Source organism: Acinetobacter sp. WC-323 (assembly GCF_000314615.1).
Taxonomy (GTDB): Bacteria; Pseudomonadota; Gammaproteobacteria; order Pseudomonadales; family Moraxellaceae; genus Acinetobacter; species Acinetobacter courvalinii.
In genome coordinates this window covers 20,780-37,155 of record NZ_AMZS01000045.1, presented here as the reverse complement: position 1 = coordinate 37,155, position 16,376 = coordinate 20,780, and the positions used below count along the sequence as shown (strand labels likewise).

General features: G+C 39.4%; 15 protein-coding genes. 11 read left to right on the top strand and 4 right to left on the bottom strand.

Annotation, left to right across the window (positions count from 1 at the left end; translation table 11 throughout):
* Positions 1-31 precede the first annotated feature (31 nt).
* Positions 32-1,009, bottom strand: coding sequence for an MBL fold metallo-hydrolase (locus ACINWC323_RS09135; protein ID WP_009512260.1), 978 nt, complete (start codon positions 1,007-1,009; stop codon positions 32-34).
* 290 nt (positions 1,010-1,299) lie between these two features.
* Between ACINWC323_RS09135 and ACINWC323_RS09140 the strand changes: the two genes are divergently transcribed.
* Positions 1,300-2,070, top strand: a complete 771-nt coding sequence (locus ACINWC323_RS09140; protein WP_249364866.1) for a hypothetical protein — start codon at positions 1,300-1,302, stop codon at positions 2,068-2,070.
* 67 nt (positions 2,071-2,137) lie between these two features.
* On the opposite strand, the gene metG is transcribed toward ACINWC323_RS09140, so the two are convergent.
* Positions 2,138-4,195, bottom strand: coding sequence for a methionine--tRNA ligase (gene metG, locus ACINWC323_RS09145; RefSeq protein ID WP_009512395.1), 2,058 nt, complete (start codon positions 4,193-4,195; stop codon positions 2,138-2,140).
* A gap of 349 nt (positions 4,196-4,544) precedes the next feature.
* Between metG and ACINWC323_RS09150 the strand changes: the two genes are divergently transcribed.
* On the top strand, positions 4,545-5,006 hold the full coding sequence (locus tag ACINWC323_RS09150) for a hypothetical protein (protein WP_009512346.1): 462 nt from the start codon (positions 4,545-4,547) through the stop codon (positions 5,004-5,006).
* Positions 5,007-5,057: 51 nt separating this feature from the next.
* Here ACINWC323_RS09150 and ACINWC323_RS09155 read toward each other — a convergent pair whose 3' ends face one another.
* Positions 5,058-5,555, bottom strand: coding sequence for a hypothetical protein (locus ACINWC323_RS09155; protein ID WP_009512432.1), 498 nt, complete (start codon positions 5,553-5,555; stop codon positions 5,058-5,060).
* Positions 5,556-5,664: 109 nt separating this feature from the next.
* On the opposite strand from ACINWC323_RS09155, the gene ACINWC323_RS09160 reads away from it, so the two are divergent.
* From ACINWC323_RS09160 to ACINWC323_RS09175, 4 genes are all read left to right on the top strand, one after another.
* On the top strand, positions 5,665-6,201 hold the full coding sequence (locus tag ACINWC323_RS09160) for a GNAT family N-acetyltransferase (RefSeq protein WP_009512421.1): 537 nt from the start codon (positions 5,665-5,667) through the stop codon (positions 6,199-6,201).
* 187 nt (positions 6,202-6,388) lie between these two features.
* Positions 6,389-6,838 (top strand): hypothetical protein, encoded by a 450-nt coding sequence (locus tag ACINWC323_RS09165; protein ID WP_005228953.1) that lies wholly within the window; start codon positions 6,389-6,391, stop codon positions 6,836-6,838.
* Between the two features lie 302 nt (positions 6,839-7,140).
* Positions 7,141-8,370: an iron-sulfur cluster carrier protein ApbC gene (gene apbC, locus ACINWC323_RS09170; protein WP_009512278.1), complete on the top strand. Its 1,230-nt coding sequence runs from the start codon at positions 7,141-7,143 to the stop codon at positions 8,368-8,370.
* A gap of 147 nt (positions 8,371-8,517) precedes the next feature.
* Positions 8,518-9,393: a 5'-methylthioadenosine/S-adenosylhomocysteine nucleosidase gene (locus ACINWC323_RS09175; RefSeq protein WP_171062194.1), complete on the top strand. Its 876-nt coding sequence runs from the start codon at positions 8,518-8,520 to the stop codon at positions 9,391-9,393.
* Between the two features lie 24 nt (positions 9,394-9,417).
* On the opposite strand, the gene ACINWC323_RS09180 is transcribed toward ACINWC323_RS09175, so the two are convergent.
* On the bottom strand, positions 9,418-9,975 hold the full coding sequence (locus tag ACINWC323_RS09180; protein ID WP_032874814.1) for a DUF2062 domain-containing protein: 558 nt from the start codon (positions 9,973-9,975) through the stop codon (positions 9,418-9,420).
* Positions 9,976-10,288: 313 nt separating this feature from the next.
* On the opposite strand from ACINWC323_RS09180, the gene ACINWC323_RS09185 reads away from it, so the two are divergent.
* From ACINWC323_RS09185 to ACINWC323_RS09205, 5 genes are all read left to right on the top strand, one after another.
* The gene (locus tag ACINWC323_RS09185) at positions 10,289-10,882 is read left to right on the top strand and encodes a LysE family translocator (protein WP_009512370.1); all 594 of its coding nucleotides are present in this window, start codon (positions 10,289-10,291) and stop codon (positions 10,880-10,882) included.
* A gap of 107 nt (positions 10,883-10,989) precedes the next feature.
* On the top strand, positions 10,990-11,559 hold the full coding sequence (gene dcd, locus ACINWC323_RS09190; RefSeq protein ID WP_002120290.1) for a dCTP deaminase: 570 nt from the start codon (positions 10,990-10,992) through the stop codon (positions 11,557-11,559).
* Positions 11,560-11,813: 254 nt separating this feature from the next.
* Positions 11,814-13,229, top strand: coding sequence for a hypothetical protein (locus ACINWC323_RS09195; protein ID WP_032881498.1), 1,416 nt, complete (start codon positions 11,814-11,816; stop codon positions 13,227-13,229).
* Between the two features lie 242 nt (positions 13,230-13,471).
* Positions 13,472-15,628 carry a hypothetical protein gene (locus ACINWC323_RS09200; protein WP_032881495.1) on the top strand — a complete coding sequence of 719 codons (2,157 nt, stop codon included), beginning with the start codon at positions 13,472-13,474 and terminating at the stop codon, positions 15,626-15,628.
* Positions 15,629-15,641: 13 nt separating this feature from the next.
* Positions 15,642-16,370: a DUF6160 family protein gene (locus ACINWC323_RS09205; RefSeq protein WP_009512344.1), complete on the top strand. Its 729-nt coding sequence runs from the start codon at positions 15,642-15,644 to the stop codon at positions 16,368-16,370.
* The last annotated feature ends 6 nt before the right edge of the window (positions 16,371-16,376 follow it).

The following is a 16,376-nucleotide window of genomic DNA, read 5'->3' as shown; positions in this document are numbered from 1 at the left end:
TTTTTTATTGCCTAGAATCCACTTATTCAGCTTAATCTTTAAAATGCACCGGCATCCATTGATAGCTCTTACCATCTGCTGAATAAATATGTCCAATCCCCGGGAAAGGTAAATGTGGTGCGGCAATGGTTTGTCCATTCTTGGCGAAATCAGCAAACTGTTTTAAGCGTGTAGCGACGGCTTTTTTCGGATCAATATCGTATTCAATCGCAGTTTTGGGTTGCTCAAATTGCACGGTATGTGAATGCACGATATCGCCAATAAACACTACGCTTTCGCCTTTGCTTTTGAGTTCATAACTAAAGTGGCCTGGAGTATGTCCCGCCGTGTTAATGACTTTAAAGCCCTGAATGTCATCACCGAGTTTATAAGTTTTAAAGCGTTGCTTGGCTTGGTAAGGTGCAATCGCCTGTTTAACTTGCTTCACCGTTGCTTCATAACCCGCTTGTTTGTCTTTTGGAAGCTTGGCTGCCTGTTTGGGATCTAACCAGTAACTGGCTTCATCATTCGAGACATATACGGTTGCATTGGGGAAATTGGCAACGTCATCTTTACTGATGCCACAGACATGGTCAGGGTGTAAATGTGTGAGTAAAATGGTATCGATCTGTTCAGGTTTATAACCCGAAGCAACCAGATTTTTCAGGATTGAACCTAAATGTGGGCCAAAACAACTGGCTGCACCGCTATCGACGAGTACCAGTGATTTTCCTGTATTGACGAGGAAAGCATTGATAGAGGTTTGTACGCCTTTGTCTTGATCTGCGTAATACTTTTTCAGGATTTGTTGAACTTGTTGCGATGAAATATCTTTAAACAAGCTTGGCGACATAAAGTTAGTGCCATCCAATAATGCAGTGATTTGCACATCACCAGCCTGATATTGATAGAAGCCAGCAACCTGTTTTTGTTGTTCAATGATTGGCAGGGTCTTGCTTGTTTCTGCATGGCTCAGTAAAGGGATGCTGCTCAAAAATGAGACAGAAAGGAGTAGGACTGTTTTTTTCATTTATAGATATTCTCAAGTTTAGTTGAATTGTCTACTTTTTAGCATCTAATCTTATTCCAATGCAAATTGATATAGAGTTTAAGTTGTTAGTAAATTTTTGACTTATAAGAATTATTCGATTAGTATTTTGGATGAAAATTTATTTTAAAAAACTTAGAGCTAATTTAATGCTTTGTGAAGTAATTATTTTTTGGTTAATATATTTTATTTGATTTGTTGCTGGGTTAAATTTTTAGTACGTTGAAATTTGTTTTTTTATTGGAGGTATCTGTTTGAATAGAATAATAAATATGTATTATAAAGAATTTGAGTCATATGGGAATTTTTGGAGTTTAAAAAATCCTAAGTTATTTTTTTCTATAGCTTCTCTATTCTTATTTATTTATTTTGTTTTTAATCTTTTTGACTCCGACAAAAGAAACTATCTTTTTCAAGACTCTGGACTATATTTTGTCTTAATGGCAGAAGTTTTTGCTTTATTGTTATTTAGAAGTTTGGAGAAGCAAAGAGATGATTATATAATTGAAAAATATGGGAAAAAGTATAATAAGGCACTGGGATTGAGTGAAATTAAGAAAAAATGGTTGGAAAATACGATTGATATTCCTGTACATGAATTTGCAACTCTCGCTGAAAAGACCGATAAATATTATATTTTGGAAGAAAAGTATGCCAAACCTTCTTTAAATAGAGATAAATTTATTGGATATATTTTTTCCTCTGAATCTAAGAATAGAATTTTGGCTATGTTTATGGGTGTGGTTGCATTATTTATGGGGTTGAATGTTGCAAGTGGAGTAAATATAGATAATTTATATATGATCTATGATTCTTTAGATTTTTGGGTGGTTTTCTTTTGGATTTTATTTATTTCTTTAATTATATTTCTTTTTGCTTATATGTTTAAAATGGCTTTATTAATGCTCTTCAATTTTTTAGATTTTTTGTTTGATAATACGGCTAATGCTGACCGTATAAGTAAGAGAAAGAAAGAAATATTCATTTCTGCACTTATGCAACTCCATGAATTGCCTAAAAAAAGACATAGAGTTTATTTTTAAAAATATTGTAACCTAAAATAAAAGCCCTACTAGAATATAGCAGGGCTTTTTATAAGTGTCTAAAAAATTAAGACACTTTATCGCCCGGTTTTGCGCCAGATTCAGGAGAAATTACCCAAACCCCTTCGCCATTACCAGCGGCAAGAACCATACCGTTAGAAATACCAAAACGCATCTTACGCGGTGCAAGGTTTGCCACCATCACCACCAATTTGTCTTTTAGGTCTTCTGGCTGATAAAACTCACGAATACCACTAAACACATTACGCGGTTCAGCTTCACCCACATCTAAAGTCAGTTGCAGCAATTTATCAGAACCTTCAACCGTCGCAGCTTCCAATACTTTTGCCACACGAAGATCAATTTTCATGAAATCTTCAATATCAATGATGTCAGCTTCACCTACTTTTGGCTCAGGCTTCTTCTCAGCTTTCTTTTCTTTTTTCTTCTCTGCTTTTGGCGCTTCTGCCGCCGCAGCTAAAGAATCTTTAGAGGCATCCACCATTGCAGCCACAGCTTTGGCATCAACACGTTGCATTAAAGGCTGGAATTGCGCAATTTCATGACCAACCAAGATCTGCTGACGTGATGCAAAGTCAAAGCTTTCAAGTTGTAAGAAGGCTTGAACCTGTGCAGCAAGCGTTGGTAAGACTGGCGCCAAGTAAATCGCAAGTTGACGGAACAGGTTAATACCCACCGAGCACACATCATGTACTTGTTGTTCCTGACCTTCTTGCTTGGCAAGTGCCCACGGTTTTTTCTCATCAATATATTGATTGGCGCGGTCAGCCAACGCCATGATTTCACGGATCGCAGCCGAGAATTCACGTGCTTCATAAGCTTGTGCGATTGAATCACCTGCATCAATAAAGCCTTGCACCAGTTCAGATTCTGCACATGTACTCGACAAGGTATTATTGAAGTTGCTGTTAATGAATTTTGCACAACGGCTGGCAATATTCACCACTTTACCCACAAGGTCAGAATTCACCTTCTGAACGAAGTCATCCAAGTTCAAATCTGAATCTTCAACTTTGTCAGACAGCTTAGACGCAAAGTAATAACGTAAATATTCAGGATTCAAATGCTGTAAATAGGTTTCAGCTTTGATGAAGGTACCGCGAGACTTCGACATCTTCTGGCCATTCACTGTCAAGAAACCATTCACGAATAAACCTGATGGGGTACGGTAGTTGGCACCTTCAAGCATTGCAGGCCAGAACAGCGCATGGAAGTAAACAATGTCTTTACCGATGAAATGATAAACTTCTTTATCGCTGTCTTTTCTCCAGAAATCATCAAAGCTTAAATCTGGACGTTTGGTTTTGATGTAGTTTTCAAAACTTGACATATAACCAATTGGTGCATCCACCCAAACGTAGAAATATTTGTTTGGCGCATCTGGAATTTCAAAACCGAAATAAGGCGCATCACGCGAAATATCCCAATCCGATAAACCTGCTTCAAACCATTCGTCTAATTTATTGGCAATTGAAACTGGCAGACGACCTTGGTCACGGGTCCATTTCTGTAAGTATTCTGAAAAATTCGGAAGTTTAAAGAAGTAGTGATCTGATGATTTCTCAACAGGAGTCGCACCACTTAAGGTTGAGCGCGGGTTTTCCAGTTCAGTGGCATTATAGGTTGTACCGCATACTTCACAGGCATCGCCGTATTGATCTTCAGCCTTACATTTCGGGCATGTGCCTTTAATAAAGCGGTCAGACAGGAACATGCCTTTTTCAGGATCGAATAACTGGGTAACAGGGCGAATCGCAATATTGCCTGCTTCACGGTTTTTAATATAAATCTCTTCTGAACGTGCTTTGTTCTCGTCACTATTGGTCGAATCATAGTGATCGAAATGTACGCCAAAACCATCAAAGTCACGGATATGTTCTTTCTGAACATTGGCAATTTGCTGTTCTGGGCTAATGCCATTGGCTTCAGCACGCAGCATGATCGCGGTACCGTGAGCATCATCCGCACATACATAAGTCACGTCATGGCCCATTGCACGCATCGCACGAACCCAAATATCTGCTTGGATATAACCGAGTAAGTGACCCATATGGATAGGACCATTGGCATAAGGTAGGGCATTGGTGACTAAAATTTTACGCACGGATATTGTTCTCTCATTCGTATTTGCAAGGCAGATGATTTTACATGACTTGACCCCGACTTGCACAAGGGATTCAGTGAAATCTTTTCAAGCTAGGTATGGAGGCAATTTTGAGGGCTTTATACAGACTTCATTTGCCCTAGAATTAACGATATAACTTCTGGATGGGCTTTGCTTTTTCTCTCTATGATCTTGTTCTATAGGTCATCTAAATTGAACTAATATTTAGCATTTATGATGTTATTTGAAGATGATTATCTGAATTTATCTTATAATAAATTTTACATGCTTGCTTTGTCAGGTATTTGGGTAAGTGATTAATATTTATATTAAATAAAAAGAGAAATAGATGAAGAATTATTATGGCGAACAGACTTCTTTTGTCTGGTGGTGTATCCGTTCAGTGATTTCGGGCACAGTTGCAACGCTCAGTATCGTGTTTTTTGTTTGGGGATTTTTGATTTATGAGCAGACGTTTTCACCTCAAGAACTTTCTAATGGGGCTCTTAGAGGCGTTGCTGCAATCATCATGTTCACGCCAGTTTTAATTGGTTGGCATAGCTTTCTTTATTTTATTAGTTATTATTTTCTACGGCACTCTAAAAAAATTGTAGATATCTCTCAAATACTGAAAGGTTTAGGTCTTCTATTTTTGGGTTATGTTATGAGTAGTGTTGTTTTCTTAAGTTTTCAGAGCTTGGATTTGACTATATTTACAACTTTAATCCTCTCATTTGTATTTATGTTATTTCCATTAATATTAGGCTTTATTACTTCGAATTGGATCGAAAGACTGTTAAGTAAATACTAATGAATTACTTTGATTGAACATCTATTTCAGAAAAGTATGCATCCCGAAGGATTACATACTTTGCATTTGCTTGACTGTGATGCTGTGCTTGGAGTTCTTTCTTAACGAAATGACTTTTCCTTTAGACAGAAAATGGATGAAATAGCTCTTTAAGCCATCCGTTTTCGGATCAAGCGTAATCTCAGCAAACATCGGCGTTTGCCAAAGCTCATCACTTCCCAATGTCCCTAACCATGCCTGTGCTTTTAACACCACAGTAAATTGATCCTTGATTTCAAGGTCAGTAATGCTCAGTTCGCTGCACCAATGTTCAGTTTTAGGAAACTCGGCTTTCGAAAATTTCCAGCAAATGGTCAGCGCCAAACTGCTTTCAACCGGCGTTTTATCATCACTGATGTGATCAATAACGGGAATTAACTGTTCAGCCAAATCCTTTTCAAAAGACAGAATCATATTCTGGATTCTTCTTTTACTTGAAACAATGTACTTCAAGCGTTTTTCTTGGGCCTGAAGTTCCTGTTGAATTTCTAGAAGTTCATTTTCATTCATATAGGCAATTTTGACGACAAGGTCTATGATTGAGATATTTTCAGCAGTATATCCGATCTATCTCCCTATATTGTTAATAGTTTTTAATACACATTTATTGGTTCTAAAAATGATCGAAACAGCCAGATTACGTCTCAGACAATGGCGAGCAGAGGATAATGAAGCCTTTGCAGCCATGAGTATCAATCCTCAAGTAATGCAGTATTTTCCAAACCTGCTGACACGGGCAGAAAGTGATGCCTTGATTGAGCGCATGAAATCAATTATTGACACGCAAGGCTGGGGGTTCTGGGCGGTTGAGTTAAAACATAACCAGCAATTTATTGGCTTTACCGGGTTGCATAATCAACCGACACAATTCTCCTTTTCTCCGTGCGTGGAAATTGGATGGCGACTTGATCAGGCTTATTGGGGACAGGGTTATGCGCCTGAAGCTGCCCAAGCTGCGCTTGCATTTGCTTTTGAGCAGTTAAAGCTGGATAAAGTGGTGGCCTTTACCACGGTGGACAATGCGAAGTCGCAAAAGGTCATGCATAAATTAAACATGAATAAGGTCGGTGAATTTCAGCATCCCACTATAGCCAAAGATCATCCACTCAGTTGGCACGTGCTCTATGAGATATTAGCCAAGGATTTTATTCGCTAGGCAGGATGTTATTCATTTATATGCTTTTTATATCTGATAAAAAAATAATTTATTGTTCAGCAATAATTTGAATCTTCCTGTATTTCATTTGTTTCAATTTGCAGCGCTCAGCAAAAAATAGCGTTAAACGCGGTATAACTAAGATTGCTCCAAACAATATGTTTTTTACCTATAGTGAGGAAATACCATGACAAATGAAAAACTTGATGAATTAAAAAACCAAGCCGCTGAATTGGGCGATGACTTAAAACACAAAGCAAAAGAAACTCAGCTACAAGGTGAAAAGGCAATTGATGACTTAAAACATTCTGCCGCAGAACTGAAGTTAAAAGGCGAAAAAGCCGTCGATGATCTAAAGAAAGATGTCTCTGAAAAAAATGCTGAAGGTAAAGAAGCAGCTTCGAGCAAAGTGGATGATATCAAAGCAAAACTGGAAGATACCCAGCATGCGGTTCAAGACAAATTTGACCACTTGAAAGAAGAAGCCAGCCATAAACTGGATGATGCCAAAGCCAAAGCCGCTGAATTGAAAGATGAAGCTGCAGCAAAATTTGACGATCTTAAAGCTCAGGCCAGTCACAAGCTGGATGATTTAAAGAAAGCCGCAACGGATACCATCAATAAATTCAAAGGTTAATACGTTTACTCTGCGAATAGGATGAAAGACTTCCCCAAATATATCTATGCTATGTTTGGGGATTTTTTTATTTAAAGGGATTTAAAAATATCTGGGCGACATGAGACTGAATATCCAGTCTCGCGTTGTTCGATCTAAGCTTTTCCTGACAAAAAAAGTGTATTGTTGGGCAGAGAAATCTAAAGCAAAAAAGTTGCTATAAAAAATGAGCAATTATCTGCTTTGAGAGGAGCGTCAATTGTTCAATACTGCTAAACTAAGCAAACTCAATGCTATGTTGATCTGTTTTTGGAGTAAACAAAATGTCGTGGCTTTCTTCCTTAAAATCTGTTTTTTCACCAGCGCAAGAAGTGAAGGAAGACGAGATTCAAACAGTTCTACAAAGTTATGTGTTACCGCATTCAGAAAATGCGCTCAAAGATCGGATTAGTCAGGTCAATGTACAAGGCCGCATTCTACAGCTGACCATCAATACCTTTCCCCAAGAAAAAGATCACTTGCAACAGATTCATGATGAGCTTGCAGAAGCATTGGAAAAATGTGGCATTCAGGAATTAAATCTACATATTATTCAGCAAAAACATGCGGCGCATGGTGAGGCAGGTCACAGCTGCTCATCCAAACCAAAAGCAGAAAATAGCAATTTACCGCCTGTGATGGATGCTTCACCTCAGGCAGAAGCAGATCCTAATAATCCGCCGATTCAAAAAGCGGCACCGCAACAGCGCGATGTTGCTGCTCATCCCCGTATTCAAAACGTGATTCTGGTGTCATCAGGTAAAGGCGGTGTGGGTAAATCAACCACCACAGTAAACCTTGCACTTGCACTACAACAGCTCGGCCTAAAAGTAGGTGTGCTGGATGCCGATATCTATGGCCCAAGTATTCCAACCATGTTGGACAATGCCGGCAAAACCCCACTGATTGAAAATGAACACTTTGTACCTTTAGATGCCTATGGCATGGCCGTACTGTCGATTGGTCATTTAATCGGTGAGCACAATACGCCTGTGGCATGGCGTGGACCAAAAGCTACCGGTGCATTGATGCAGTTATTTAACCAGACCTTATGGCCTGATCTGGATGTACTGGTCATTGATATGCCACCGGGAACTGGCGATATTCAATTGACCTTGGCACAACGTATTCCGGTCACGGGTGCGGTGATTGTCACTACCCCACAAAATGTGGCGTTAATGGATGCGACCAAAGGCATTGAGCTATTCAATAAAGTGAATATTCCTGTGTTGGGTGTGATTGAAAATATGTCGACCCATATTTGCTCGAATTGCGGACACGAAGAACAGATTTTTGGTACAGGCGGTGGCGATCAATTGTCAACGCAATACCAGATTCCATTACTGGGACGCTTACCTTTAGATGCGAAAATCCGTGAGCATGCCGATCAGGGCACACCAAGTGTAATCGCGAAGGATACCGCCGCCGAAAGCTATCTCAATATTGCCCAGGCCGTGTTGCAACAAATGGATAAGCTGCCAAAGCGCCAGAAAGACGATAAACGAATTTTCTAAGCCCACCGAAAACCCAACACGCAAATGTTGGGTTTTTGCTTTCTAATCGAAATCAACTTTTGATCTAGACCATTCCATAACTTACTTTTAAAAACAAAGTAGGTACATAACTTGCTTTGTATAGACTTTCTTTTTTAAGACAGGTGAATGATGCAATTCAAATCTTTTATCGGTATTGCCACGCTATGTACGACGCTTTTTTTAGCTGCATGTAATGGTGATAGCAACTCAAATTCGACTCAACCTCAAGAACAAGCGAAACTCCAGCCGATCGTGATTCAGGGGGCATTACCTGTCGAGTCGGAAAAAATGGCTGCCCAGTTAGAGAATGCGACTGTAGAAATGATTGGGGAATGGAAGTTCTGGAAGGGCACCTATAAAGGTTATCCTGTGGTGATTTCCAAGACGCGTATGGGCATGAGTAATTCTGCTGCTGCCACTGCACTTGCAATTCAACATTACAAACCGATTGCGATTATCAATCAGGGCACAGCCGGTGGTCATGATCCAGACCTACATGTCTTTGATATTGTTTTAGGTAAATACACCACCAATATCGGTGCATTTAAAACACCCAATAAACCTCTGGGTGGTGGTTCAAATGCTTTAGAGTGGAATGAAGCCTTTGATGTCTTACCTGATGATGAGTCTAAACCTGAGCCAATTGCGATCCGTAAATTTGAAGGTGACAAAGAACTCTTGCTTGCTGCTTACAAGGCAAAACCAAATTACAGCAAAGGACAAGTGGTGGAAGGTACGATTGGTTCGGCAGATACCTGGAATAACGAGCTTGATCGTATCAAGCAGTTCCATACGGTTTATGGGACTTCGGTAGAAGAGATGGAAGCAGTTTCAGTGGCCCAGATTGCCCATCAATTCAATGTGCCATTCTTGGGGATCCGTGTGTTATCCAATAACATTACCAATAATGGTGCCTATGACCCTGCCACAGGTGAAGCATGTCAGGAATATGCACTTGAAGTAGCAGAACAATATATGAAGGCCAAAGCCGCAGCGAAATAAGTATTTTTATTAAGAAGAAATCATTTAGATGGTTTCTTCTTTTTTCCCTTTTTCACGATTTCTCCAGCTTCGAATCACACTCCAACGCCAGAGTAAGTGTGTCGCCGCATAAAATAAAACCGCAAATAAAATTGCTTCAATCATCAGCCCTGAAACCAGAATCTTGGCAAGGCTAAAATCAATATGTCCATGCCCAAAATTTTTGATCCAGTTTAGAATCTGATGCAGAACACCAAGCAACATGTCTTTATTGATCATATTGACGTGATAAATCTTGCTACCGAACCAGAACCCTAAATAAAGAATCGGTACAACCGTAAAGGGATTGGTTAACCATGCCATGCATAATCCAATCGGCAAGTTCACTTCAAACAGTAGCACGGTCAGGATAATAAACACGCTATGAAACGGAACCGGTAAAATGCCCCAGAAGGTGCCAATAAACATGGCTTTTGCAATAGAACGGCGATTTACATACCAAAGCAGTGGATTTAAGGTGCGTTCACCAAAAATCTTCATAAATTTTAGTCGAGCGACTTTTTCCGAAGAAGGTAGCCACTTATGAAAAAATTGCTTAGGCATAAATCATGTGGAGCGAATAAGAGATAGGAGGGGAAACAGCTTATAAAATAACACTAATTACTTAGCAAAAACTTAAAATCATGTCCCCATTTATCTGGGGGTGGCGGGGACACTTATCAAGCCATCTCCAGAATTTGAATCTTAAATACTCAGGCATCTGCCTGTGACTGTGCAGTTGGCACTACTTGTAATTTTAAAAACATAAATAAAATAAAAGCTTATAAAGATTTTCGTCATAAGTCCTTACAGTTATTTTTTTGCTATAGCTGAGTAATTGGATTAATCTGAAAATCTCTCATAGTGAGGTCATTCAATGATTTCATGGTTTTTTATTGGTTTAGTAATCACCATTCTGCTGACACCAGGCCCAACTAATACCTTACTTGCATCTTCAGGGATTCAGGTCGGATTACGTAAATCTTTACTGCTTATTCCGGCGGAAGCCGTCGGCTATATTATTGCCATTACGGCTTGGGGCATGTTGATTGGTAAAGTATCGGCCACTTTTCCTTTATTACCGACGTTTTTGAAATTATTGAGTGCGGCTTATATTATTTTTCTTGCCATCAAGTTATGGCGGACTGCGAATCAGGATGTGGTTTTAAATCAGCCGACCATTCGCCCTAAAGAACTCCTCTGCGCAACCTTGCTCAATCCTAAGGCTTTACTGTTTGCTTCTGCTATTTTCCCTGCTGCTGCTTGGAAAAGTCAGGATATTTACTTGGTACATATGGGGACATTTGTGGCTTTAATTCTTCCGATTGCTTTATTTTGGATTTCAGTCGGTGCAATGGTGGCAAGCAAGAAGGTGAACTGGCTCTCTCAAGCGAAACTGCAACGTACCGCCTGTGTGGTGCTGGTCAGCTTTGCGATTCCAATTAGCTATTCAGCACTCAACAATTTATAACATTCCCACCTCTATTGAAGCGAACGCATGAGAGGTGTTGTTTTCATTAATAGCATTTTAAGTTAAAGTACTCGCCAATTATTAACTTCGTCTTTGGATAAAAAGTCATGGCTATAAAATCTGATCGTTGGATTCGTGAAATGAGCGAAAAACACGGCATGATTGAACCTTATGCGGAAAATCAAGTTCGTTTTGATAAAAACGGTGAAAAGTTGATTTCTTACGGGGTATCGAGCTATGGCTATGATGTCCGTTGTGCGCGTGAGTTCAAGGTATTTACCAATGTCCACTCAGCCATTGTTGACCCTAAGAACTTTGATGATAAAAGCTTTATCGATATCGAGTCTGATGTGTGTATCATTCCACCAAACTCGTTTGCCTTGGCACGTACCATTGAATATTTCCGTATTCCACGCAACGTATTAACTGTTTGCCTTGGCAAATCAACCTATGCACGTTGCGGCATTATTGTAAACGTAACGCCGTTAGAGCCAGAGTGGGAAGGTCACGTTACCCTGGAATTCTCGAATACGACCAACTTGCCAGCACGTATTTACGCAGGTGAGGGTGTTGCACAAATGTTGTTCTTTGAAAGTGATGAAGTATGTGAAACTTCATATAAAGATCGTGGTGGTAAATACCAAGGTCAAACTGGCGTGACATTGCCGAAGACCTGATTATCTTTTAAAAACTCACCATAAATATGGTGAGTTTTTTCTCTGTAGACTTTAAAAATTATTTATCTTTTAACCGTCTAAATTGTTCGGACGAATGAACCTAGTATTTTAAAAAAAATAAGATACAATCTATTAGGTTTGATTTGTTTTTGTACAAAATCACAGGAAACTTAGGTGCATAAGCTAATGAGTGATTTTGTAAATAAGTTATAAAAATAATGAGTTATGGATATTGGTATACATGGAGGTCGGTTATGCGACAGCTTAAGTCACTTCATCTAGCAATGCTTTTGTTAGGCAGTTTAGGTTTAAATTCGGTTGCCTATGCAGTTCCAAATACCTTGAAAAGTATGACCGATAGTGAGCTGTCTGCAACGACGGGGCAAGCATTGATGAGTTTGTCTTATATTTCACCCACTGATTCGGCCAATCAGGAAGCAAAGCGTTTTGGTGGAGACAACACCATTGGTTTTTATAAACTCGGTTTAGAAGCTGAAATGGAACTCAACGTCAACATTAAAAAACTTCAGTTGGGTTGTGGTGGCGTCAATGGAGCTGGGGGTTGTGATATTGATATTGATTATCTAAGCTTAAGTGGTCTAGGCAATTCTGCCACTTCCAATACTGATAGTGCAGCTGATCGTGCTGCTCGGGCGGGTTCATCTGCAGTTTTAACCAATCCATTTATCGAATTTGCAATCAAAAACCCGGATAAAGCTTCGACGCGTCAAATTGTTGGACTGAATTTAAGCGCAGAAAAGGCTTTAGGTTTAATTACCTTTGGTCTGGAAAATGGCGCGGGGAAAAGTGGGATTAATTCCCTCAGTGGTTATATGGAAATTGCGGCCACAACAGGTCTTGCCAATGTAAATGGTTTTGGTACAAGCCTGGTCTCAGGGGAGGCAGAAAAAGGAACATTAAAACAATCAGATGGATATAATGCTATTTCAGGCGAGGTGTGTTGTACATTGTTTGGTAGGGGAAATATCCCATTTACAACAACTGCTTATAACTTAAACCTTCGTGATAAAGCGAGTGGTAGTAATATTTTAAAAGGTGATTTAACTTTAAAACAACAGGAGATCACAGGAAAACGGATAAATAGTGCGAATTTAACGGCCACAGCAGCGGTTAGAGATATCGCTTTAACTGGTACTATTGATGCAGTCGCTAGAGCGTTAGGCTTTATTGACGTGCCATTGAATAATAAAAATGTAACTGGGGTTATTCAAAATTTGATGGTTGATGTTGCTATTAGTGAAGATTTGGGATATTTCCATAAAGCAAATCTCAACGGTACCGCAGCATCACTGTCTTTACAGTCTCAAAATATTCAATGGACCAATAATAAATCTATATCTCAAAATGGTTGGTGGTTAGAGTTTAGTAATCCAATTGATATCGGTTTTATTCAACCTACTTTTAATGTTGATATTCCTAAAGACACTCTCAATGAAGCATTTAGGCAAGTAAGTAATTTCTTAAAAACGGATGAAGGGCGAATTCAATGTGGTAATAATCTTGCAGGAAATTGCTTATTTGGAGGCGATATTCCCGTCGGAACAGTTAATTTATTCAATGCAACACGACCACAAATGGCTTTGACGAATTTAGAATTAGCAACTCAAAAATTCACGCCGAACTGTTACGGTACTTTAAAGTTCTGCTAAGTCCCTATTTAAAAACTTAAGCAGCTCAGGCTGCTTTTTATTTATGCGCTTATCGGAAAAATGTAACTTTTAGCCAGTTTGTTTTGCATTTGTGTAATTATTCGGCATAATAAATTGTGATGAGGTAGACATGATTTGTCTACAGCTTGAGTGATGCTAGGAAGCAGTTTTTAAATCACTCAGAGGGACGAAAGAAAAAATATAACGTAGGTGCGGAGCATCGGTTAATTAGGAAGGTCAAGATGGCTATACTCCATATGGATTCATTTCAAAAGACTGTTTTAGCAAGTTTTATTGGACTATGTATCAGTCAATCTGCTTTTGCATTACAAGAACTCTCTGATGAAGGTTTAAGCCAAACCACAGGTGAAGGCATCGCACTACTTCCTCAAAATACCTATATGATTTTTCAGGGAGAAAAAAATACGACGACAGGCGCAGACTTACTGAATCGTGAACTGGATACGGGTTATATTAACTATGTTCCCATTGGGCCTTTATCTACAGCTACAACAGACACAAATAAAAGTGGTGGTGTAGATGCGGGAGACCGCGCAGTTGGTAAAGCTGATTTATTTCTATATGGATTGGCGCTTTCAGCTTCAAATACAGAACGTGCAGATAATCATAATGAACGAGTCGGGTTAAATACTGCTGGAACCGCAATTAATGCGATTCGTAGCTGGGGCACAGCAACTAATCCATGGATCTTAAAAGTTCAGTCGCAAGCCAATGTTCCCACCTTTACGCCAGACGGTAGTACACCGAATACAGATACAGGGCAAGTCACTTATATGGCTTTAGAAGCGCCTTTGTATGAATATTATAATGATAATGCAACAGGTACAGGTGCTCCAACTGTAATTAAAACAGGCGCTGATTCAGCCGGTGCTGATGCTTATAATTTAAAATTAGGTTTATGGGCTGATGCTTTTGTTCGTAATCCCAATAAAGCTAATGGTGCAAGTGATCAGTTTCAATATGGTAATAGTGCTGGCTTAGTTGGAACTGGATCCGATATTGATCCGAATCGTGCGAATCGTTTACGTCTACAGGGAATCTGGAATGGTTTTAGCCTAAATGGCAGCAATTTAAAGATATTTCAGACTTTAAATGGCGCGGGCAGTACCGGTGGACTTAGCCCTTTTTATAATAATACATTGGGTTTAGCTGGTGTTTTCCGTTTAAACAGCGGGGATGGAGCAGATTTTAAAGCAAGTGTAAATCAGGAGGTTGTACAAAATACAACTTCTGTTTGGAATACGATTCACGATGGAAGCAATGCCACATTTGATCCGACGAAGCCAAGTGGTTCAGGTTCATCATGTAATAATAGTAGCGGAGCGCCAAACTACGGTGGGAATACCTCCGGATGTAGCTTCTATATTCAAAAAAGACAAACGACACAACAGACCAGAACTACATGGACGTTGCCTAGTAATCTAAATAATAAAGTCTTACGATTGAGCACAAGAGAAACTGCGGATACTGATCGATTAGCTACACCTGCGATTCAAGGTGGTAAAGCACCTAATTTTGATGCCAATGAAGGGATTTTTATTTATAACTTAAATACCAATCTCGTGTTAGGTAATTTATATCAGCCCGTCATTTTAGGTTCAGACGGTAAGAACTTTAGTCTGGAAGTGGCACGTATTCCGAATAAAGAAAGTATTTATAAGCAAATTTATACTGATTACTCAGGCGCAGATACCAGCTATAAAGGGTCTACCTGTAACGTTTATCAATGTGGCGCCAATATTAGTTTGGGTGGAAAAACCTATCAGGGTTCAAATGCAACGCACAGTAGTATTAGTATCGGTAGTGTTTATAGTAATGATGGTGGTAAAACGCTACAAGCCTATAAAGGCATAGATGCAGTTGGTATTTCCTTTGGTAAATTGAATAGTACAACTAATGATCTGACTAAGGTTTATACTGAATATCAGTATAAGTATCGTCAACAGAGCGGTAGCTTAGGGACTTGGTGCACGGGTAATATATTTTGTAATAGTCAAACTATGTATGACTGGGTTTATTATAATGGAACGGGAACAGATTCGACTTCTGAAGGATGGGATGGGTTTATTAAATTTGATCGGAAACCATTACCTTCAAGAGGTAGTCCAGAATCAGCGGGTTACCCAACCAGTAATAATAGAGACTGGACAGCAAATGGTAATCCCGCAATTTGGATGAATCCAAATAATTCGGCATATCCTACAACTAATCAGCGATTCAAAGATTTTTTAGGTTCAACCTATACCAATAATCCACAAAGTATTGTACCAACGACACCTGTGTCAGCACCTGCACTTTCACCATTAAATAACATGGGCTCGGCTGTGATTGATGGTGTGTTGATCCAGCATCTTAAAATTACGACAACTGGACTTTAAAAGGAGTAATACGATGAAAAAAATCACAACTTTACTTCTTGTATTAGCCACAACGTTAACGCATGCCGAATTACAAAGTCTGGATAATGAAGCTTTACAGGCTGTTGAAGGTCAGGCAGGGGCGGATTTATCTCTCAAGCTATCATTAAACCAGATTTATAACAGTACCACTGGAAAATATGAGTTTGATAATGGTCTGGGTGGTGTGTGTGAAAACTTAGCCTTTTGTCATCTTGGGATTTCAGTCAATAAACGTTTTGTCCGAAATGGCAGTCAGCCTGTCAGTGATCCGACCCAAGCCAATCCAGCAAATAAAGTCTGGTTGGTCTTTAAAGGGATACAAGGCACGATTGATCTGCAAAAGTTAGGTTTGGATGGTGTTGACCTGATTTACAACGATGACGGTGGAGTTGCAAGAACTAAACCTGCAATGCAATTAAGCTTTGATCCGACTAAGCCAATCCTGATTCGAAATTTTGGTTTTAATGCTCTTGCCATCGAGCAAGATGATTTTACCAGTTACTATGATAGTAATGGAAAATTGGTCGAAGGGAATAATCCGACTACACCGCCAGCAAGTGGCTATGGCTATTTAAAAGCACCGACATACGCTGCAGATCATCCTTCCGTGTATGACCGTAATAAAGAAACGGGATTTATGGGGTTAAAAATGAATGGTAATTTGGCCATTCAAGGAAATGTAATGATGTTTTCTTGCGATGCAAGCCATCCGCGTTGCTAATCGGAT

Bases quoted from the DNA above. Each gene is read 5' to 3' on its own strand.
- ACINWC323_RS09180 (WP_032874814.1), bottom strand. From the start codon at position 9,975: ATGCCTAAGCAATTTTTTCATAAGTGGCTACCTTCTTCGGAAAAAGTC.
- ACINWC323_RS09200 (WP_032881495.1), top strand. From the start codon at position 13,472: ATGGCTATACTCCATATGGATTCATTTCAAAAGACTGTTTTAGCAAGT.
- ACINWC323_RS09185 (WP_009512370.1), top strand. From the start codon at position 10,289: ATGATTTCATGGTTTTTTATTGGTTTAGTAATCACCATTCTGCTGACA.
- ACINWC323_RS09160 (WP_009512421.1), top strand. From the start codon at position 5,665: ATGATCGAAACAGCCAGATTACGTCTCAGACAATGGCGAGCAGAGGAT.
- apbC (WP_009512278.1), top strand. From the start codon at position 7,141: ATGTCGTGGCTTTCTTCCTTAAAATCTGTTTTTTCACCAGCGCAAGAA.
- ACINWC323_RS09150 (WP_009512346.1), top strand. From the start codon at position 4,545: ATGAAGAATTATTATGGCGAACAGACTTCTTTTGTCTGGTGGTGTATC.
- dcd (WP_002120290.1), top strand. From the start codon at position 10,990: ATGGCTATAAAATCTGATCGTTGGATTCGTGAAATGAGCGAAAAACAC.
- ACINWC323_RS09165 (WP_005228953.1), top strand. From the start codon at position 6,389: ATGACAAATGAAAAACTTGATGAATTAAAAAACCAAGCCGCTGAATTG.
- ACINWC323_RS09205 (WP_009512344.1), top strand. From the start codon at position 15,642: ATGAAAAAAATCACAACTTTACTTCTTGTATTAGCCACAACGTTAACG.
- ACINWC323_RS09140 (WP_249364866.1), top strand. From the start codon at position 1,300: ATGTATTATAAAGAATTTGAGTCATATGGGAATTTTTGGAGTTTAAAA.
- ACINWC323_RS09175 (WP_171062194.1), top strand. From the start codon at position 8,518: ATGATGCAATTCAAATCTTTTATCGGTATTGCCACGCTATGTACGACG.
- ACINWC323_RS09135 (WP_009512260.1), bottom strand. From the start codon at position 1,009: ATGAAAAAAACAGTCCTACTCCTTTCTGTCTCATTTTTGAGCAGCATC.
- ACINWC323_RS09155 (WP_009512432.1), bottom strand. From the start codon at position 5,555: ATGAATGAAAATGAACTTCTAGAAATTCAACAGGAACTTCAGGCCCAA.
- ACINWC323_RS09195 (WP_032881498.1), top strand. From the start codon at position 11,814: ATGCGACAGCTTAAGTCACTTCATCTAGCAATGCTTTTGTTAGGCAGT.